The 18,086-nt window shown below is 68.0% G+C and carries 17 protein-coding genes and 2 tRNA genes; 10 read left to right on the top strand and 9 right to left on the bottom strand.

The genetic code is table 11. From position 1 onward, the window contains the following. Positions 1 to 46 precede the first annotated feature (46 nt). From cdaA to G6R31_RS11540, 3 genes are all read left to right on the top strand, one after another. On the top strand, positions 47 to 865 hold the full coding sequence (gene cdaA, locus G6R31_RS11550) for a diadenylate cyclase CdaA (RefSeq protein ID WP_017870327.1): 819 nt from the start codon (positions 47 to 49) through the stop codon (positions 863 to 865). Next, positions 862 to 1,953 carry a CdaR family protein gene (locus tag G6R31_RS11545; protein ID WP_017870326.1) on the top strand — a complete coding sequence of 364 codons (1,092 nt, stop codon included), beginning with the start codon at positions 862 to 864 and terminating at the stop codon, positions 1,951 to 1,953. Before cdaA ends, G6R31_RS11545 begins: the two co-directional genes overlap by 4 nt. 95 nt (positions 1,954 to 2,048) lie before the next feature. After that, complete coding sequence (locus G6R31_RS11540) at positions 2,049 to 3,443, top strand: VanW family protein (RefSeq protein ID WP_025567466.1); 1,395 nt, start codon at positions 2,049 to 2,051, stop codon at positions 3,441 to 3,443. 349 nt (positions 3,444 to 3,792) lie between these two features. On the opposite strand, the gene G6R31_RS11535 is transcribed toward G6R31_RS11540, so the two are convergent. Then, on the bottom strand, positions 3,793 to 4,674 hold the full coding sequence (locus G6R31_RS11535) for an SDR family oxidoreductase (protein WP_017870324.1): 882 nt from the start codon (positions 4,672 to 4,674) through the stop codon (positions 3,793 to 3,795). A 438-nt stretch (positions 4,675 to 5,112) separates the two neighbouring features. Here G6R31_RS11535 and G6R31_RS11530 point away from each other — a divergent pair, with 438 nt between their 5' ends. After that, entirely contained in the window at positions 5,113 to 6,282 is a 1,170-nt protein-coding gene (locus G6R31_RS11530; RefSeq protein ID WP_029732710.1) for an RNA-guided endonuclease InsQ/TnpB family protein, read from the top strand. A gap of 34 nt (positions 6,283 to 6,316) precedes the next feature. On the opposite strand, the gene parB is transcribed toward G6R31_RS11530, so the two are convergent. From parB to G6R31_RS11505, 5 genes are all read right to left on the bottom strand, one after another. Then, positions 6,317 to 7,189, bottom strand: coding sequence for a ParB/RepB/Spo0J family partition protein ParB (gene parB / locus G6R31_RS11525; RefSeq protein WP_017871141.1), 873 nt, complete (start codon positions 7,187 to 7,189; stop codon positions 6,317 to 6,319). Next, positions 7,173 to 7,922, bottom strand: coding sequence for a ParA family protein (locus G6R31_RS11520; RefSeq protein ID WP_017871142.1), 750 nt, complete (start codon positions 7,920 to 7,922; stop codon positions 7,173 to 7,175). The genes parB and G6R31_RS11520 overlap by 17 nt, the downstream gene beginning before the upstream one ends. 42 nt (positions 7,923 to 7,964) lie before the next feature. Beyond that, entirely contained in the window at positions 7,965 to 8,699 is a 735-nt protein-coding gene (gene rsmG, locus G6R31_RS11515; protein ID WP_017871143.1) for a 16S rRNA (guanine(527)-N(7))-methyltransferase RsmG, read from the bottom strand. Beyond that, positions 8,696 to 9,040 (bottom strand): hypothetical protein, encoded by a 345-nt coding sequence (locus tag G6R31_RS11510; RefSeq protein WP_029732709.1) that lies wholly within the window; start codon positions 9,038 to 9,040, stop codon positions 8,696 to 8,698. The genes rsmG and G6R31_RS11510 overlap by 4 nt, the downstream gene beginning before the upstream one ends. 64 nt (positions 9,041 to 9,104) lie before the next feature. Then, positions 9,105 to 9,845, bottom strand: coding sequence for an SIR2 family NAD-dependent protein deacylase (locus G6R31_RS11505; RefSeq protein ID WP_017871145.1), 741 nt, complete (start codon positions 9,843 to 9,845; stop codon positions 9,105 to 9,107). A gap of 40 nt (positions 9,846 to 9,885) precedes the next feature. On the opposite strand from G6R31_RS11505, the gene G6R31_RS11500 reads away from it, so the two are divergent. Both G6R31_RS11500 and G6R31_RS11495 read left to right on the top strand, forming a co-directional pair. Continuing rightward, entirely contained in the window at positions 9,886 to 11,271 is a 1,386-nt protein-coding gene (locus G6R31_RS11500) for a ribonuclease R family protein (protein WP_017871146.1), read from the top strand. A gap of 124 nt (positions 11,272 to 11,395) precedes the next feature. Then, positions 11,396 to 11,662: a hypothetical protein gene (locus G6R31_RS11495; RefSeq protein WP_017871147.1), complete on the top strand. Its 267-nt coding sequence runs from the start codon at positions 11,396 to 11,398 to the stop codon at positions 11,660 to 11,662. A 101-nt stretch (positions 11,663 to 11,763) separates the two neighbouring features. On the opposite strand, the gene G6R31_RS11490 is transcribed toward G6R31_RS11495, so the two are convergent. Together G6R31_RS11490 and G6R31_RS11485 are read right to left on the bottom strand one after the other, a co-directional pair. After that, positions 11,764 to 11,839, bottom strand: a tRNA-Phe gene (locus tag G6R31_RS11490). Positions 11,840 to 11,860: 21 nt separating this feature from the next. Then, positions 11,861 to 11,936: transfer RNA gene (locus G6R31_RS11485), tRNA-Asp, on the bottom strand. Between the two features lie 163 nt (positions 11,937 to 12,099). Between G6R31_RS11485 and purE the strand changes: the two genes are divergently transcribed. From purE to G6R31_RS11465, 4 genes are all read left to right on the top strand, one after another. Continuing rightward, the gene (gene purE / locus G6R31_RS11480; RefSeq protein ID WP_025567042.1) at positions 12,100 to 12,633 is read left to right on the top strand and encodes a 5-(carboxyamino)imidazole ribonucleotide mutase; all 534 of its coding nucleotides are present in this window, start codon (positions 12,100 to 12,102) and stop codon (positions 12,631 to 12,633) included. Then, positions 12,630 to 13,742: a 5-(carboxyamino)imidazole ribonucleotide synthase gene (purK, locus tag G6R31_RS11475; RefSeq protein WP_017871149.1), complete on the top strand. Its 1,113-nt coding sequence runs from the start codon at positions 12,630 to 12,632 to the stop codon at positions 13,740 to 13,742. Before purE ends, purK begins: the two co-directional genes overlap by 4 nt. Positions 13,743 to 13,882: 140 nt before the next feature. Continuing rightward, positions 13,883 to 15,070, top strand: coding sequence for a VanW family protein (locus G6R31_RS11470; protein ID WP_017871150.1), 1,188 nt, complete (start codon positions 13,883 to 13,885; stop codon positions 15,068 to 15,070). A 284-nt stretch (positions 15,071 to 15,354) separates the two neighbouring features. After that, positions 15,355 to 16,188: a class I SAM-dependent methyltransferase gene (locus G6R31_RS11465; RefSeq protein WP_017871151.1), complete on the top strand. Its 834-nt coding sequence runs from the start codon at positions 15,355 to 15,357 to the stop codon at positions 16,186 to 16,188. Between the two features lie 54 nt (positions 16,189 to 16,242). Here G6R31_RS11465 and mnmG read toward each other — a convergent pair whose 3' ends face one another. Then, positions 16,243 to 18,063 (bottom strand): tRNA uridine-5-carboxymethylaminomethyl(34) synthesis enzyme MnmG, encoded by a 1,821-nt coding sequence (gene mnmG / locus G6R31_RS11460; RefSeq protein WP_017871152.1) that lies wholly within the window; start codon positions 18,061 to 18,063, stop codon positions 16,243 to 16,245. Positions 18,064 to 18,086 lie beyond the last annotated feature (23 nt).

Raw genomic sequence — 18,086 nt, 5'->3', positions numbered from 1 at the left:
GCCTGCGGCGCCCTGCGGGCGGGATTCCGAAAGGAGCCTGCCGCCGTTGTCTGACCTGCCTAGCCTCTCCAGCCTGAACCTGATCGGCGTCACCCTGCGCGACCTGCTCGATATTTTGCTGGTCGCCGCCCTGCTGTATCACGGCTACAAGCTGGTGGCCGGCACGCGGGCGGTGAACGTGGTGCGCGGCATCATGGTGTTCGCCGGGGTGTGGGTGGCGGCGCGGCTGCTGGGGCTGGTCACGCTGACCGACCTGCTGGGCCGGGCGGGAACGGTGGGCCTGTTCGCGCTGGTGGTGCTGTTTCAGCCCGAACTGCGGGCGGCGCTGGAGCGGGTCGGGCGACCACGCGGCGCTGCCGAACGCGACGGCGCGGCGCTTCAGGACCTCGCCCGCGCCCTGGAACGCCTCGCCGAGCGCAAGACCGGCGCCCTGGTCGCCATCGAGCGCCGCACGCCGCTGGGCGAATACGCCGCCACCGGGGTGCCGCTCGACGCCGTGGTGAGCGTGCCGTTTCTGGAAGCGCTGTTTGCCCGCAACGCCCCGCTGCACGACGGCGGGGTTATCGTGCAGGGCGCCCGCGTGGTGGCCGCCGGGTGCCTGTTTCCCTTGCAGGCGAGCGACGGCACCTACCGGCGCTACGGCACCCGGCACCGCGCCGCCATCGGGCTGTCCGAAGTCACCGACGCGGTGGTGCTCATCGTGAGCGAGGAGCGTGGCAGCATGCGCATTGCCCTGAACGGGCGCCTGGGACCGGACCTGACCCCCACCGAACTGCGCGAGCAACTGCGCGAACTCGTCTACGAACGCGGTGACTTGCCCAGCGCTGCGGTTGCGGTGCCTGCGGCGGCAGAGGGCCGGGCGTGAGCAGAAACGAAAAGGCCCCTGTGCCCGGCGCCCGGTTCCTGACCCGCTGGCTGAGTCCGGCCTACGGCTGGCGGCGGCTGCGGCACAACCTCGGCCCCAAGCTGCTGTCGCTGGGGGCAGCGGTGGCGCTGTGGCTGCTGAGCACCGGCGACCAGCGGGCACAGGTGCAGCAGAGTTACGACGTGCCGATCACGGTGCGCGACACCACCGGGGCGGCAAGCACCAACGAACGCCGCGCCGTCAGCGACCTCAACCCTGAAACGGTGCGCGTGACCCTCACCGGGCGGCCCGAGCGCCTGAACGAACTGCGGGCGAGCAACATCGAGGCCCTGCTCGACGTGACCGGAGTTCCCGAGGGCAGCTTCAACCGCCCCGTGCAGATCGTGGCGCCGAGCAACACGGTGCTGAGCAAGCAGACGCCCGAGCGGGTGCAGGGCTTCGTGGACAGCGCGCTCAGCCGCACCCTGACCGTCACGCTGGGGGTGGCGGCCCCCGCCGAGGACAGCCTGCCGCGCTTCGAGGTCAAGCCCGGCGAGGTGCAGGCCACCGCCCCGAGCCGGGTGCTGAACCAGGTGACGCGGGTGGTCACCAGTCCGCTTTCGCTGGCCCCCGGCGAGAAGCGTGAGGCCCCGCTGATCGCGCTCGACAGCCAGGGCCGGGTGGTCGAACAGGTCACGCTGCGCCCCGCCAGCGTCTCGGTGCAGCGGCTGGACACCGGCACCCTGCCGGTCAAGGCGTTGCCGGTGGTGCTCGCTCCGCCCCCGGCAGGTCTGCGGATCGTGTCTCAGACCCTGCAACCACGCACCGTCCGGGTGGTCGCGGCCCCCGAGCTGCTCGGGCGCCTGCGCGAGGTCAGCGGGCAGGTGGACTACCGGGTCGGCAGTTCCACCGTGCCGGTCACGCTCAGGCTGCCTGCCGGAGTGCAGGCCCTCGAAGCCGTCAACGTCAGTCTGGTCGTCGAGCGGGTCACGGCGGCGGACCCGGCCACCGGGGGCACCAGTCAGCAGGAGTCCAGTCAGCAGAAGTCCGGCCAGCAGAAATCCGGTGCAGATGAGGCCGGCACGTCGGCCAGCGGGAACGGCAATTGATTCCGCTTTGAAAAAAATGGACGGCTCCCCACCTCTGCGGCCTGAAAGCCCCTGTGCTCATGCCGCTGCCCGGGGGCCGTGGGATACTCCAGCCGATGACCAAGCTCGCCTTTGCCCCGTCGCTGTGCGGTCTGCTGTTGCTGGGAAGCCTGGGGGTCGCTCAGGCCCAGACCGGGATTCCGGCTCTGCCGCCTGCACCTCAGCCGGTTCCTGTGCCCGCTCCGGCTCCGGTTCCCGCTCCGGTCACGGCGCCCGCGCCTGCAAGCCCGGCACCGCAGCAGCCTCAAACGCCCGCGCCTCAGCTTCCGAAAGATCAATCCCCCAAAGAGCAGCCCCAGAAGGTCCAGACGCCCAGGCCGCCCGTTTCGTCCCGCCTCTCCCCTGCCCCCACGCCCAGCCCCCTGCGCGCTCCCCTGCTGATTCAGGCGCGGGTCAATGTTCCGGCGCTGGTGGCGGGCAAAAAGACGACGGTGCCGCAGCTGCGCACCCTGACCATTCCGGGCGAGCGGGCCGCCCAGCTGCGTCAGCGCGGCGAGGTGACGGTCAGTCTGCAAGCCGACCTCGACACCTTCCTCAAGTCGCTCGCCGCTCCGCGTGACGCCCGCTTCGAGCAGCAAGGCGACGGGCAGTGGGCCGCCGTGCAGCACAACGGCCTGAAGGTGGACGCGCAGGCCACCCGCGCCGCCGTGCAAAAGGCCCTGCGTGACCCGCGCGGCGTGAGCGCCGACGTGGTCGTCACCGGACAGGTCGCGCCGCAGCGCACGCTCGATTTCTTCGCTTCGCGCGGGATCACCACGTTCCTGGCAACCGGCTTTACCAGCTACTACGGCAGCAGCCCCGAGCGCGTCAAGAACATCCATGTCGGCGCCCGGAACTTCAAGGACCGGCTGTTCGAGAGCGACGTGTTTTCCTTCAACAAGTTCATCGGCCCGGTCAGCGAGCGCAACGGCTACGTGCCCGGCCTCGTCATCGCGGGCGACCAGACGGCGAGCGGCGTGGGCGGCGGCATCTGTCAGGTCAGCACCACCGTCTTCCGCACGCTCTACGGCGCGGGGCTGAAGGTCGTGCAGCGCCAGAACCACTCGTACCAGGTCTTTTATTACGACCCGCAGGGCCTCGACGCCACCATCTACCAGCCGCAACTCGACCTGAAGTTCGGCAACGACACCGGCGGCGCCATCTGGTTCCAGACCGAGTGGGACGACCAGGAAGCCACCCTGAGCATCACCGCCTTCGGTCAGGCCCGCGATTACCGGGTGGAGGTGGGCACGCCGAAGACGCTCAAGACCGTGGCCCCACCCAAAGACCGCGTCATCTACGACGCTTCGCTTCCCGCCGGGCAGCGCAAGCAGGTGGACTGGGCCGCGCCGGGCGCCACCATCGAGGTCACGCGCCGCTTCGTGCGCGGCGGCAAGACCTTCAAGCAGGACACCCTGCGCAGCGTGTACCGCCCCTGGCCGAACATTTTCCGGGTGGGGACGAAGAAATAGCAGAGGGCGAAGTGTAGAGAGGGAGAGGCGATGGTGCGGCCTCTCCCCCTTTCCTTAATTTGAAACCGTGTGAAGGGTGGCGATCAGTTCGGCGTCGCTTTCGGGACTGTGCGTGTTGCCGTGGGAGCCGGGGGCCAGACGTGATACGGATTCCGATTGAATCTGGTCGTTTCAGATTCAATCCGACTTGCAAAGCTGCGCAGCAGAGCGGATGCGAGTAGGAAAAAATACGGATTCCGCGATATGGATGCACAGGCGGCGCTTTCCCGACTGTGCAGGAATGAAGCGGAATCCGTATGAGGCCAGCGGGCCGTTCTTGCCGAGAGGTGTCTTCTGCATCACCTCGAGCTCAAGCCTGCTGCCCGGCGAGTTGAGAGGCGACAGCTTCTTTCAGGCTGGTGCTGGGCCTTCCAATCAGTTCGCGCAGGTCGCTGTTGGGCAGTTCCAGTTCGCCCCGCGCCACCCCTTCGTCCGAGGAAACGAGCATCTGCGCGACAGGCGCAGGCAACCCGAAGCCTTCCAGGGTGCGCTGATAGTCTTCGGGCGCGAAATTGCGGTATTGCACGTCCTTGCCGCTCTGCTTCGACAGTTCGGCAGCCAGTTCGGACAGGCTGAACGCTTCGTCGCCCGCCAGTTCGTACACCTTTCCGGCCTGTCCGTCACGGGTCAGTGCGGCGGCAGCGGCCTCGGCCAGGTCCTTGCGGGAGGCGGCGCTGATGCGGCCCGTTCCGGCGGCTCCCAGGACACTTCCGGTCTGCAATGCCTGCGCCAGATCGTAGTTTTCCAGATACCAGCCGTTCCGCAGAAGGACGAACGGCACGCCGCTTTCGGTCAGCAATTTCTCGGTGGCCTGATGGTCGGCGGCCAGGGACATCCGGGCCGTGTCGGCCTTGAGCAGGCTGGTGTAGGCGAGCAGTTCCACGCCCGCTGCGCTGGCCTCCTCGATCACCGTGCGGTGCTGGTCCGCGCGGTCATTCAGGTCGCTCGACGAAATCAGCAACAGCCGCTGCACCCCCGCCAGTGCCCTGTCCCAGCCTTCCGGCGAGTTGTAGTCGGCCTGACGAATCTGCACGCCGGGCGCGAACAGACCCTGCGCCTTGGCGGGATTCCGGACGATGGCGACGATGTGGTCGGCAGGCACACCGCGTTCCAGCAACGACGAAACGACGAGCTGACCGAGCTTCCCGGTGGCGGCGGTGACGGCGATGGTCGGGGATGAGGTGGAATTCATGGTGGACCCCTTTTGGATAGGCTTGAGGAAGCAGATTCAGAGTGTCTGGGCCGGACGGATTGGAGAGTGGTCTCCCCTCGAAGGCCCATATCGTGGGCGTTTTCCTGAGGGTGCGTCGCGTCGCCCACATGCCCACCCGTGCAGCTGGCGAAAGGGAGCATAGGGCAGTGCTCCAGAAAATCCTTCAAGCGGCTTTGAGAGACTCAGCCACTGAGCGACTCAGCCACTTCCAGAAGATTAGCCCAGGGACAGTCGTATCCCAAAGCGGAATGATAAAAGGTGACGCGCATGCCCCGTACTTCAGTGCGGGGTCAAGCGGCACGCATCCCGCAGGGATGCCAAGCCAAAGCCCCGTGTTCTGTTGTATACTTACAGAGCAATGCCCCCGCGTGGCTGGAACCACCGGGAGCGTGGCAAGACGGATAGAGGCCGTCAAGCATGCAAGAGAATATCACCCAAATCCGGGTGTACCGCTATCGGCTGTACCCCACCAAACCTCAAGAGGTCGCCATGTTTGAGACATTGCGCCTCACTCGCACGCTGTACAACGCGGGCCTTGAACAGCGGATTGCGGCCTACCGCAAGCAGGGTAAAACGGTTACGGCCTACGACCAGCAGAAGGAACTCACCGCCCTGAAAGCGGAATGCCCAGAGTTCAACGCGGTCTACAGCCATGTCCTGCAAGACGCGCTGGACAGACTGGACAAGGCGTACAAGGGCTTCTTTGCCCGCGTGAAGCGTGGCGACAAGGCTGGGTTTCCGAGGTTCAAACCCCGGCAACGCTGGAACTCTTTCAGGTTCAAGGAGGTGTGGGATAGGAAGAAGGGTCAGTGGCTCAGCCCTGGGAAGCCCGTAGACGAGGGGCGGCGTATCAACATCCCCAAAATCGGCGCGGTGAAGTGCAAGTTTCACCGTCCGCTGGAGGGGACGCCCAAGACCCTGCAAATCGTCCACGACTGCGGCGAGTGGTACGCCGTGTATACCTGCGAGGTTCCCGTGAATCCCCTCCCCGTAACGGGAAGTGCCGTAGGCGTGGACGTGGGGACGCGGTACTTCGCCATCACATCAGACGGTGAATTCGTCCACAACCCCCGGCATCTGGGGAACGCGTTGAAGAAGCTGCGCGTCCAGCAGCGCACCGTGTCCCGTCGCAAGAGGGGCGGGAACCGCCGTCGAAAGGCCGCTTTGCAGGTCGCCAAGACGCACCGGAAAATTCGTCGCTCAAGGCAGGACTTCCACCACAAGACCGCCCGGAAGCTGGTCAACGAACACGACCTGATTGCTCACGAAGGCCTGAAGGTCAGCAACATGGTGCAGTCGAACCTCTCCCGCTCCATCTCCGATGTCGGGTGGAGTGCATTCTTCGACATCCTGCGCGGTAAGGCTGAGAGTGCTGGCCGCGTGGTGGTGCGGGTTCCCCCTCAGTACACTTCGCAACGCTGCCATGCGTGCGGACACACCTGCCGGGAAAACCGCAACAACGAGGTGTTCAAGTGCGTTTCCTGCGGACATGAAGACCATGCTGATTGGAACGCGGCGAAGAACATCCTGGCAAGGGCCTTGCCTTCAGGCGTGAACGGTAACGAGGTGTCGTATGCCGTCGCCTGAGAAGCCTCGCTCTTTAGAGCGGGGAGTGGTCACGTTATTCCTCGGCCTCGTAACCCAGGATTTGCAGAATCCGGTCGAGCTCCTCGCGGGAGCCGTAGTTGAGTTCCACGCGGCCCCTGTCCTCGCCGGTGATTTTGACGCGGGTGCCGGTGCGGCGGCTGAGGTCGAGTTCGAGTTGCCGGTAGGCGCGGGGCGGGTTGACCTTGATGGGAGCGGTCTGGTCCGCTGCCCGGCTGCTGCGTTCGCGCCGGAGCGCCTCGGCCTCACGCACGTTCAGCCCCCGGCTGCGAATCTGCTCGAAGGCCCACAGCCGGTCGGCTTCGGGCTGCGTCAGGACGGCGCGGGCATGGCTGGCGCTGATGGTGCCGTCGTCGAGCGCGCGCAGCACGGGTTCGGGCAGGGTCAGCAGCCGCAGGGCGTTGGTCACGGTGCTGCGGCCCTTGCCCACCGCCTGCGCCACGCCTTCCTGGTTCAGCCCCTGGTCGAGCAGGGCCTGGTACGCCCGCGCCTCCTCCAGCGGCCCGAGGTCCTCGCGCTGGAGGTTTTCCACGATGGCGATTTCCAGCGCCTCGCGGTCCCCGAGGTCACGGATAATCACGGGCAGTTCGGTCAGCCCGGCGAGCTGCGACGCCCGCCAGCGCCGCTCGCCCGCCACGATTTCGAAGGCGTCCCCGCGTGGGCGCACCAGCAGCGGCTGGAGCACGCCCTTTTCCCGGATGCTCTGGGCGAGTTCGGCCAGCGCTTCAGGCTCGAACACCTGCCGGGGCTGGTAGGCGGCCTGGGCGATGCGGTCGGTGCGCAGCATCTGCACCTGTGGCCCGCTGCCGCTGCCTTCAGAGCGGGCAGGGTCGGCCTTCTTGCTCAGCAGGGCGTCGAGGCCCCGGCCCAGGCTAGGTTTTTTCGACACGTTGCAGCACCTCCTCGGCCAGCCGCTTGTACGCGGCGGCTCCGCTCGACAGCGGCGCGAAGGCGTTGATGGGCTTGCCGAAACTCGGCGCTTCGGACAGCCGGACGTTGCGCGGCACCACCGACCAGAACACCAGTTCGCCGAAATGCTGGCGGACCATCGTTTCCACGTCCTGCGCGAGGTTGGTGCGGCTGTCGAGCATGGTCAGCACGATGCCCAGCACCTTCAGGCGGGGGTTGAGGCCGCCCTGCACGCGCTCCACCGTCTCCATCAGCCCGGCGAGGCCCTCCAGCGCGTAGTACTCGGCCTGCACGGGAATCAGGAGGGCGTCCACCGCCGCCAGCACGTTCACCGTCAGCGGCCCCAGGCTGGGTGGGGCGTCCACCAGCACGAGGTCGTAGCCCTGCACGCTCGCCAGCAGCCGGGCCAGGGCGTCGGGGTCGTCGGCCAGTTCCACGCCTGCCCCCGCGAGGTCCGGGGTGGCGGGCAGCACGTCCAGGCCCTTTTGCGAGGTGCTGAGGGTAAAGTCGGCGTTGCGGGCGGGTTCGCCCAGCGCCTCGTACAGGCCCTGCTCGGCGCCGCGCTGCCCCAGGCCGCTCGTGGCGTTGCCCTGCGGGTCCATGTCCACCACCAGCACCCGGCGGCCTCCGGCGGCGAGGTAGGCCCCCAGGTTGACGGCGGTGGTGGTCTTGCCCACCCCACCCTTCTGATTGACGACTCCGATGGTTTTCATGCCTCTCCTGTCACGTTCCGGCTCCCTGGTCGCGGGGGCCAGTCACTTCGCTTTCCAGAATAGCGGCTGATGGGTCGGCACGCCCTCGCGCCGGGGGTAACGCGCGGGCGTGGGCCGCTGCTTTTCCAGCACGATCAGGGTGCGGGCGTCGCCCGAAACGGGAAGGGTAAAGGGGTCCACCTCAATCACCCTGCCCCCGACTTCGCCCGCCGCCCGCCGCCCGGCGTCCAGTTCCTCGTCGCTGAGGGGGCCTTTTTGTGCCACGAACACGCCGCCCACCCGCAACAGCGGCAGCGCCAGCTCGGCCAGCACCGGCAGCGCGGCCACGGCGCGGGCGACCACCCGGTCATACTGCTCGCGGTGCTCGGCGCTCTGGCCCAGCGTTTCGGCGCGGCCCACCTGCGGGGTGACGTGAGACAGCCCCAGTTCGGCGGCGGTGTCGCGCACGAAGTCGATTTTCTTGCGGATGGAATCCAGCGGCACCAGGTCCAGTTCGGGGCGCACGATGGCGAGCGGCAGCGCCGGAAAGCCCGCCCCGGTGCCGAGGTCGAGCGTGCGGTACGCGCCGTCGAGGTGCCCGCCACGCAGGGTGGTCAGCGAGTCCACGAAGTGCTTGAGCACGATGTCTTCCTCGGTCTTGAGCGCCGTGAGGTTGAGCCGCTCGTTGCCGGAACGCAGCAGCGCCAGCAGCCGCGCAAACTGCGCTTCATGGGGCGTCACGTCGAGTTGCAGTTCTTCGGCTCCGCGCCGCAGCAGGGCCAGTCCTTCGGGTGTCACAGTCCGTACCTCTGTTTCATGTCCTGGTAGCGCCCGTAGGCGTGTTCGTCGGTCTGCTCAAGGGGCAGGCTGTCGAGCAGCGGCACCAGCGTCTCGCGCAGGGCCTGACCGCGCATCATCCACTGAAAATAGCTGCGTCCGCCGTGCGTGTAGGGGCCGTAGAGCCTGGACTCCGGAAGCATGTCCAGCAGGGTCTCGAACAGCCGCTGGTGCCGGGTGTGCATCCGCAGCGTGACGTGCGGCTGCTTGCCGTCGCCGCCGAAATGCCCCTCGCCAATGAGGATGCCCAGCAGCAGGCCGCGCTCGAAGTCGCTCAATTCAGGCACGGACAGTTCAGGCATAGGCCCCTGCCTGCCGCCGCCCCGGTCCATATCCGTCGTTCAGCCAGTCCACCGCAGGACTGTATCAGGCCCGCTCCATCAGCAGTTCCAGCCCCCGGCTCGCCGTTTCGCGCAGGCTCAGGTCGGCGTGGGCGCTCAGGTCGGTGGCTTCCGGGTTGAGTTCGATGACCACGCCGCCGCGCCGCCGCGTTTCGTGCGCCAGCCCCGCCGCCGGGTACACCACGCTGCTCGTGCCGATGACCAGCGCGACCTCGGCCCCGGCAAAGGCCCGCTGCGCGGCGTCCAGCGCCGCTTCGGGCAGAAATTCCCCGAACCAGACGATGTTCGGGCGCATGGGCTGACCGCCGGGCGACAGGGGCGGCAGGGTCAACTCGTCCGGGTGGGGCAGGGGAAAGACCTCGCCGGTCTGCTCGTCGCGGGCCTGCGAGAGGTTGCCGTGCAGCTCGACCAGCTTGCCCCCCGCGCTGCCGCTGCCGGCGCGGGCGTGCAGGCCGTCCACGTTCTGGGTCGCCAGAAAAAACCCGGCGCCCTTTTGCCGCTCCAGTTCGGCCAGCAGGTCGTGGCCCCGGTTGGGCTGCGCGGATAGCACGTCGCGGTAGCGCCCCGCGTACCACGCCCACACCAGCTCGGGGTCGCGGCGGTAGGCGCCGGGGCTGGCGAGGTCCTCGGGCCGGAAGCGCGCCCAGTGCCCAGTTTGCGCGTCGCGGAAGGTCGGAATGCCGCTCTCGGCGCTGATGCCCGCTCCCGTCAGCACGGCGACGCGGCGGGCGGCTCGCAGGGCGGCGCGGGCTTGCGCAAGGTCCATGCCCTGAAGATAGCGGGAGGCGGCCCGTATCCTTGAGCGCATGACCCAGCCCGAACTCACCCCCGCCCAGCGCACCGAGGTCGAACTGCTCGCCCGGGGCCGCGCCGACAAGAGCCGCACCCTGCGTGACCTGAGCCTCCCCGAAACCCCCGAGGCCGCCCACGCGCTGCTGCTGCGGCTGGGGGTCTGGGACGAGGCCCGCACGCCCTATGCCGACCGCCTGCGGGCCGCCCTCAGCGCCGTCGAGCTGCCGGTGCCCGACTTCGACCCCGAAGAGCCGCGCCTGGACCTGACGCACCTGCCCACCTTCGCCATCGACGACGAGGGCAACCAGGACCCCGACGACGCGGTGGGGGTGGAAGCTCTGGAAGGCGGCCTGACCCGGCTGTGGGTGCATGTGGCGGACGTGGCCGCGCTGGTGGCGCCCGGCAGCCCGCTCGATCTCGAGGCCCGCGCCCGTGGCGCCACGTTGTACCTGCCCGACCGCACCATCGGGATGCTGCCCGACGAACTGGTGCAGAAGGCCGGTTTGGGGCTGAGCGAAACCTCGCCCGCGCTGTCCATCTGCCTCGACCTCGACGAGGACGGCAACGCCGAGGCGGTGGACGTGCGGCTGACCCGCGTGAAGGTGCAGCGCCTGGCCTACCAGGAAGCGCAGGCCCGGCTGGAAGCGGGCGAGGAACCCTTCGTGACGCTCGCCCGTCTCGCCCGGGCCAGCCGCCTGCTGCGCGAGGGCGAGGGGGCGCTGAGCATCGACCTCCCCGAAGTGCGCGTGAAGGCCGACGACACGGGCGCCTCCGTCTTCCCGCTGCCCAAGCCCGAGATGCGAACGGTGGTGCAGGAGTGCATGACGCTGGCAGGCTGGGGCACCGCCATTTTTGCCGACGACAACGACCTGCCCCTGCCCTTCGCCACGCAGGACTACCCGACCCGTGAGGTGGCGGGCGACACCCTGCCCGCGATGTGGGCGCGGCGCAAGACCCTGGCCCGCACCCGCTTTCAGCCCTCGCCGGGGCCACATCACGGGATGGGCCTCGACCTGTACGCCCAGGCGACCAGCCCCATGCGCCGTTACCTCGACCTCGTGGTGCATCAGCAACTCCGCGCTTTCCTGGCGGGCCGCGACCCCCTGAGCAGCAAGGTCATGGCCGCCCACATCGCCGAGTCGCAACTCAACGCCGACGCCACGCGGCAGGCCGAGCGCCTCAGCCGCCGCCACCACACCCTGCGCTTTATCGCTGCTCAGCCCGAGCGCGTGTGGGACGCGGTGGTGGTGGACCGCCGGGGGGCGCAGGCCACGCTGCTGATTCCCGACCTCGCCTTCGACGTGCCGATGAGCACGCCCGCCGCTCCCGGCACCGCGCTGCAGGTGCAATTTGCCGATATCGACCTGCCGCAAATGCGGGTGCGGGCGCGCAGCGTCTGACGCTGTCAGCAAGCGAATCCACAGCGGGACATTTCGCCCTGAACGGAAAAAAATGACGTTCTAGACGCGGGAAAGTTGCCTCATCTTGCATTTGGAAAGCGCCAGGGCTGTCTAAACTGCGGGTATGACTGCCGCGAGCCTTCCCTGCGACATCGTGTCCCTGCGCATGGCCCACTGCCGTGCCGAGCACGCCGCCGGGAGCGGGCAGTATCACCTCGCGGTGCTGCACTACCGCACCTGTCTGGAAGTCGCCGAGCGCCGCGAAGACTGCCGCGCCATGCAGTTTTTCGCCCTGCGCCTCGCCGAGTGCTACGACGCGATGGGCCTGAGAACCAAGGCCCACGCCTTTCTTCACCTCGCCGACGCCGACGGGTCTGCGCCGCTGGGTTGAGACCGGGAGCGCCAGAAGGCCGGGAAGGGGTGCTAACCGCCTGCGCCTCCCTCCCGGCCTTCTGACAGCAAAAGAAAAACCCCGCCGAAGCGGAGTCCCCTTGGTGGCCAGGGCCGGACTTGAACCGGCGACCCAACGATTTTCAGTCGTTTGCTCTACCAGCTGAGCTACCTAGCCATGCTCCCCAGGGGGAGACTTTGGCGGTCCGGACGGGATTTGAACCCGCGACCTTCTGCGTGACAGGCAGATATGCTAACCGCTACACTACCGGACCATCTGGTAAACACTGAGCTGCCGAAAGCAGCGCGACTAAAGATAGCGGCCGTTTTGCAAGGTGTCAACCGGGGCACGCCGGGCTGGCCTTCTGAGGACCAGCATCGGCCCACACCCGTATCAGCCCAGGCCCGACAGACTGGCCCGCTAGACTGCGGAGCGTGATAAGCGACCTTTCCGCTGACCCGGCAGCTCCCCGCGTCGGTGTGGTGATGGGCAGCCGCAGCGACTTCGACACGATGCAGGGCGCCCTGGAACTGCTCTCCGACTTCGAGATTTCCTACGAGGTCCGGGTGCTCTCGGCCCACCGCACGCCGGGGCTGCTGCCGACCTACGCGGCCCGCGCCGAGCGGCTGGGGCTGGCGTGCATCATCGCCGGAGCGGGCGGCGCGGCGCACCTGCCCGGGATGCTGGCGGCCTTTACCCGGGTGCCGGTGCTCGGCGTGCCGGTGCAGTCTCGCGCCCTGAGTGGGCAGGACAGCCTGCTGAGCATCGTGCAGATGCCGGCCGGGGTGCCTGTCGCCACCTTCGCCATCGGGTCAGCGGGGGCCAAAAACGCCGCGCTGTTTGCCGCTGCCCTGCTCGCCACCACCGACGAGGGCGTGCGGACCCGACTGGAGGCTTTCCGCGCCGCGCAGACCAGAGCCGTGCTGGACGACCCCCACTTCGGCGGCCACCCCCAGGCAGGAGCCGAATGACGACGCGGCCCTCGCCCACCCTGGGCATCCTCGGCGGCGGGCAACTCGCCCAGATGCTGGCCCTCGCCGCCCTGCCGCTGGGGGTGAAGGTGCGGGTCCTCGAACCCGACCCGCAGGCACCCGCCCGGCTGTGTGCCGAGCATTTGCAGGCCCCCTACACCGACCCGGTAGGGCTGGACGCCCTGGCAGAGTGCGACGCGGTGACGCTGGAATTCGAGAATGTTCCGGTGGGGGCGCTGGACGCCCTGCGGGGCCGCGTGCCCGTGCGCCCGGGGGCCGAGCTGCTCGCCCGGTCCAAGCACCGCGCCCGTGAGAAACACGCGCTCAGGGAAGCCGGAGCGCAGACCGCGCCTTTCGTGGAAATTGCGGCGCCGAGTGACTTGGAAGGTGCCCTGGAGCGGGTCGGGGGCCGGGGCATCCTGAAAACGTCCGAACTCGGTTACGACGGCAAGGGGCAGGTGCGCGTGGCTTCGCAGGAAGAGCTGGGCCGGGGCTGGGCCGAACTCGGGCAGGTGCCCTGCATTCTGGAAGGCTTCGTGGCTTTCGAGCGCGAAGTCAGTCTGGCGGTGGCCCGCACCCCCGACGGGCGCGTCGCCTTCGGGCCGCTGGTCGAAAATGTCCACCGCAACGGGATTTTGCGCACCTCGGTCTACCCCGCCCACTCTCCGGACGGCACCGAGGCCCGCGCCCGTGAGATGGCCCGCGCGGTGGCCGAGGGCTGGGGGCTGGAAGGGCTGCTCACCCTGGAGTTTTTCCAGTTGCCGGGCGGCGAGCTGCTGGTCAACGAGGTGGCTCCCCGCGTCCACAACTCCGGGCACCTGACCCAGGACGGCGGCGGCGTCAGCCAGTTCGAGGCGCAGGTCCGGGCCGTGCTGGGCCTGCCGCTGACCGACTGGTCTCCCCTGCTGCCCTGCGCGATGGTCAACGATGTCGGTGTGGAGGGGGCGACCCCCGACTGGGCCGCTGTCGACACCCTTCCTGGAACGCGCGTGCACCTGTACCACAAGGCCCACCGTCCGGGACGCAAGCTGGGGCACGTCAATCTGGTCGCTCCGGATGAGCCGACGCTGCGTGAGCGCCTCAGGCAACTCGAACTGCTGATTCCCTGACCGCGTGTCCGGCTGCTGGACGCCCAGCGCGCCTCCCGGCCTGCGCGGGGTGCCCGGTCATGACCCGCCCCTGATCGAGTGTCGCCTGAAAGGTGAGCTTTGCTCATGGCCCGTCAGGTCCCGGCGCCTAGGGTAGAGCCATGAAGCGTCTTCTCCTTTCTGCCCTGCTCGCGCTGCCTGGCGCAGCACAAGCGGCGCAACCGGCCTCCGCCCCGGCTCAGAACCTGCAACTCACCTTCAGCGGCGAACTCAAAACGATAGACGGCGGCCAGCTCGTGACTTCCCCGGTGACCCGGAACTGGACCCTGCCCGCCAAATGGGTGGCCCGCAGCCGTGAGTACGGCAAGCTCAGCACCTACCTGACTCCCTACCTGGACCGCGTGGAAAAGGAAACCTTCGTGCGGGGGCGTCCGGCCCGCTTCGAGCAGGTCGGGGGCAAGTGGGTGGCGACCGATCAGCCCGAATGGAAGCTGGACCGCAAGGCGACCGAGGCCAAACTGCTGGAGGCCATCCGGAACGGCGAAACCACCCTGGCCGTGGTGTACAGCGAAAAGGTGCCCCAGCGCAGTGTGGCGCTGCTGGCCGAGCGCGGGGTCACGCGCAACCTCGCCAGCGCCCGCAGTTCGTTCACCGGCAGCCCGGACTTCCGGGTCAAGAACATCGTCGTGGGGTCGGCCAAGCTCGATTATCAGTGGGTGGCCCCCGGCGAGGACTTCGATTTCAACAAGTCGATGGGTGAAATCAACGCGGCCAACGGCTTTGTTCCGGGGTACATCATTGCGGGTGGCACCCTGGCGCTGGAAGACGGCGGCGGCATCTGTCAGGTCAGCACCACCATCTTCCGCGCCCTGTGGGAAGCGGGCCTGCCCATCACCGAGCGCCACCAGCACAGCCACCGGGTGAGCTACTACGACCCCATCGGCTACGAGGCGACGGTCTACGCGCCCCACAAGAACCTGCGGATGAAAAACGACACCGGCGCGTACCTGTTTATCCAGGCGAGCTGGAACACCGCCACCCAGAAACTGCGTTTCGACGTGTTCGGCACCGACACCGGGCGCCGGGCCAAAATCAGTGCTCCGGTGGTGACGGACGTCAAACCTGCCGCCGCCCCCAGCTTCACCCCCGACAAGCAGGTGGCCCTGGGACAGCAGCGGCTCCTCGACCAGCCGATGGAAGGCATGACCAGCGTCATCACCCGCACCGTCACCCTCCGCGACGGCACGGTCAAGCAGGACAGCATCAAGAGTGTGTACCGGCCCTGGGGCGCCGTGTACGGGGTGCATCCCAACGACCCCCGCCTGAAGCAGACCGGGGCGAAGCGCTGAGCTGAGCGTTTGGCGTCCACAAATAAATCGGCCACACCGCGCAGAGGTGGCCGATTTGTTTTGCCGTGCGCGCAGGAATCGGCTGGCGTCCGTATCGGGTGCTCTAGAGCATTTGACAAAAAGACGCAACGTCTTTTTGGCGAGCGGACTGGGACAGCTCGCAGAGAGCGAGTGCAAAACACTGAGCAGGGCGGACTTGCAAAGCTCCGCAGGAGAGAATGGAGTGATGCGGGGTGCCGTTCCGCGCATCACGTCATTCGGAGAACTGCTCTAATGCTTCCACCATGACCACCGATCAGCAGCGCCTTGACGCGAATGCACGGCAGTTTGACCGCATTGCCGCCCGCTACGACGCGCTGGGTTTCCTGACCCGGGCGGCGTTGGCCCTGGCCGAAACCGTTCGTGTTCCGACTGGAGGTCGGGTGCTTGACGTGGCGACGGGAACCGGCACGGTGGCGCTGGCGCTGGCGTCCCAGGCGGCGGAAGTGGTCGGGACCGATATTGCCCCTGCCATGCTCCAGCAGGCGCGGGCACGTGCGGTTGGGTGCCCCAACGTGCAATTCGTGTCGGCTGAGGCAACTGCTCTGCCCTTCGCCGACCAGAGTTTCGATGCGGTGGTGTGTGGAGCCGGCCTCTTTTTCGTGCCTGACATGCCAGCGGCCCTGCGCGAGTGGCGACGGGTGCTGCGGCCCGGTGGCGAGGTGGTCTTCAGCGCGTTCGGGCGGGGACTGCTCGGGCCACTGCCGGGGCTGTGGCGAGAAACGCTGGCCGGGGAAGGCATTAAACCTGGGGCGCCCCCCCTGGGCCGCATCGGAACGGTCGAGGCCGCGAGCGACCTGCTGGTCCAGGCGGGTTTTCAGGGAGGTGCCGCCGAGTTGCTCGTTCTGCCCTACGCCCTGCCCACACCCGCCGAGCGCTGGTCGGACATTGCCGCCGGACTCGAGGGCTTGCCCCTTGCCGACCTCACCCCGGAGCAGCGGGTAGCCCTAAAAACCGAGCATCTGAAGGCGTTGCAACCACTCTTCGCGGCGGGTCCACTGACCGTACCGCTTCCCCTGATCTTGGCGCACGGCTACAGGGACGCTGGAGAGTCGAACGGCGGAGGCGTTGCGCTGTAGAGGGGGTCGAGGTTCCCCTTTACAGCGGAAGCCCCGGCACCCCTTGTTTCACCGTCAAGTTTCCCGTGGAACGTCACCGCTGGCATGATGGCCCTTGAGGTGGACCAGCAGGGCGCTGATATCGGCGTGCCGGACGCCGGAAATGCGGCTGGCCTGCTCCACCGTCTGGGGTTGCAAGCGCGTCAGTTTCTCGCGGGCCTCGTTCGACAGGGCAGAAATGCCCGCAAAATCGACGCCACTCAGGCTGAGGTCACGGGCTTTGGCCTCCGAACGCAGTTGCGACTCGGCTCGGGCGATGTACCCGGCGTACTTCACGCGGATTTCCACGGCTTCGCGCTCGGCGGCGCTGAGGTCGGCGGGCACCTGGGCGCCCAGCGCCTCCACATCGCTCAGCGACAGCTCGGGACGGCGCAACCAGGCGTCGGCGGTCTGGCCTTGCAGACGCTGCTTGCTCAGGCTCTCAATGCCGCGCTGGACCCGGGCGTATTTGTCCTGCACCTGTCGCAACTCGGCGTCATCCACCAGCCCAAGCGCGTGTCCCAGCGGCGTCATCCGTTCGTCGGCATTGTCCTGGCGAACCAGCAGACGGTGCTCCACCCGGCTGGTCATCATGCGGTATGGCTCGTCGCTGCCCTTGAACACGAGATCGTCGAGCAGCACGCCCAGATACCCGGTTTCACGCCCGATGAACTGCTCGTCCAGCCCAAGCGAGCGCCGTGCCGCCGCCGTGCCCGCGACGAGGCCCTGCGCCGCCGCCTCCTCGTAACCGCTGGTTCCGTTGAGCTGTCCGGCGGTAAACAGGCCCGGTAGCTTCTTCGATTCGAGGTTCAGGGTGAGTTCGGTGGAGTCCACCACGTCGTACTCGACGGCGTAGGCGTAGCGCTGAATCACCGCTTGCTCGAAGCCCGGCAGGGTGCGCACCAGTTCGTCCTGAAGACGCGGGGGCAGCGACGAAGAAAACCCCTGGAGATACACCTCGCTCGTCTGGACGCCGTCGGGTTCCACGAACAGCAGGTGGCGGTCATGGTGCGCGAACTTGACCACCTTGTCCTCGATGCTCGGACAGTAACGCGGCCCCAGGCCCTCGATGTCCCCGGCATACATGGGCGACTCGTGGAGGTTGGCCTGAATCAGCGCGTGGGTCTGCGGCGTGGTGTGGGTCTGCCAGGTCGGGGACTCGGCGGCGCGGGGGCCAGGGGCACCGGTAAAGCCGCGCGGCTGCGGGTCGGCAGGGATTTCCAGCAGGTCGGCAAAGCGCACCGAGTCGGCCCGGACGCGGGGCGGGGTGCCGGTCTTGTAGCGCTTGAGCACGTGTCCGCCGCGTTCCAGCGGGGCCGACAGAAAACGTGAGGGCGGCTCGCCCTGTCGGCCCTCCGGGCGCGACTGCCTGCCGTACCACGTCACGCCGCGCATGAAGGTTCCGGCGGCCAGCACCACGCTGCGGGCGTGAAGTCGGCGGCCATCGGTGGTGACGACGAACCAGCCGCCCTGCCCGTCACTTTCCAGGTCGGCGGCTTCTCCGCGCACGATGTCGATTTCGGAATGTCCAAAAATCACGTCCTGGGCGCGTTCGGCGTAGGCGTCGCGTTCGTTCTGGACCCGCAGGGACTGCACGGCGGGGCCTTTGCTCGCGTTGAGCATCCGGGTGTGGATGGCGGTGTCGTCGGCCAGGCGACCCATCAGCCCGCCGAGGGCCTGCACCTCGAAGACGAGCTGGCTTTTGCCCGGCCCACCGACTGCCGGGTTGCACGGCATCCGGCCCACCGTCGCCGGATTGCCGACGAGCAGGGCGACCCGCGAGAACTTGGCCGCCGCCCACGCCGCTTCCAGCCCCGCGTGGCCCCCGCCGATGACGATGACATTCCAGCCCTTCATAACACTTCAGTCTAGCGGCCTGA

The organism is Deinococcus wulumuqiensis R12 (assembly GCF_011067105.1).
GTDB lineage: Bacteria > Deinococcota > Deinococci > Deinococcales > Deinococcaceae > Deinococcus > Deinococcus wulumuqiensis.
This window is presented reverse-complemented; position numbering and strand designations above follow the sequence as displayed.

Excerpts from the sequence above, each read along its gene's own strand:
- G6R31_RS11535 (WP_017870324.1), bottom strand. The coding sequence starts at position 4,674 with ATGAATTCCACCTCATCCCCGACCATCGCCGTCACCGCCGCCACCGGG.
- purK (WP_017871149.1), top strand. The coding sequence starts at position 12,630 with ATGACGACGCGGCCCTCGCCCACCCTGGGCATCCTCGGCGGCGGGCAA.
- G6R31_RS11520 (WP_017871142.1), bottom strand. The coding sequence starts at position 7,922 with ATGAAAACCATCGGAGTCGTCAATCAGAAGGGTGGGGTGGGCAAGACC.
- G6R31_RS11500 (WP_017871146.1), top strand. The coding sequence starts at position 9,886 with ATGACCCAGCCCGAACTCACCCCCGCCCAGCGCACCGAGGTCGAACTG.
- G6R31_RS11470 (WP_017871150.1), top strand. The coding sequence starts at position 13,883 with ATGAAGCGTCTTCTCCTTTCTGCCCTGCTCGCGCTGCCTGGCGCAGCA.
- G6R31_RS11540 (WP_025567466.1), top strand. The coding sequence starts at position 2,049 with ATGACCAAGCTCGCCTTTGCCCCGTCGCTGTGCGGTCTGCTGTTGCTG.
- G6R31_RS11510 (WP_029732709.1), bottom strand. The coding sequence starts at position 9,040 with ATGCCTGAACTGTCCGTGCCTGAATTGAGCGACTTCGAGCGCGGCCTG.
- G6R31_RS11465 (WP_017871151.1), top strand. The coding sequence starts at position 15,355 with ATGACCACCGATCAGCAGCGCCTTGACGCGAATGCACGGCAGTTTGAC.
- G6R31_RS11505 (WP_017871145.1), bottom strand. The coding sequence starts at position 9,845 with ATGGACCTTGCGCAAGCCCGCGCCGCCCTGCGAGCCGCCCGCCGCGTC.
- mnmG (WP_017871152.1), bottom strand. The coding sequence starts at position 18,063 with ATGAAGGGCTGGAATGTCATCGTCATCGGCGGGGGCCACGCGGGGCTG.
- G6R31_RS11530 (WP_029732710.1), top strand. The coding sequence starts at position 5,113 with ATGCAAGAGAATATCACCCAAATCCGGGTGTACCGCTATCGGCTGTAC.
- G6R31_RS11495 (WP_017871147.1), top strand. The coding sequence starts at position 11,396 with ATGACTGCCGCGAGCCTTCCCTGCGACATCGTGTCCCTGCGCATGGCC.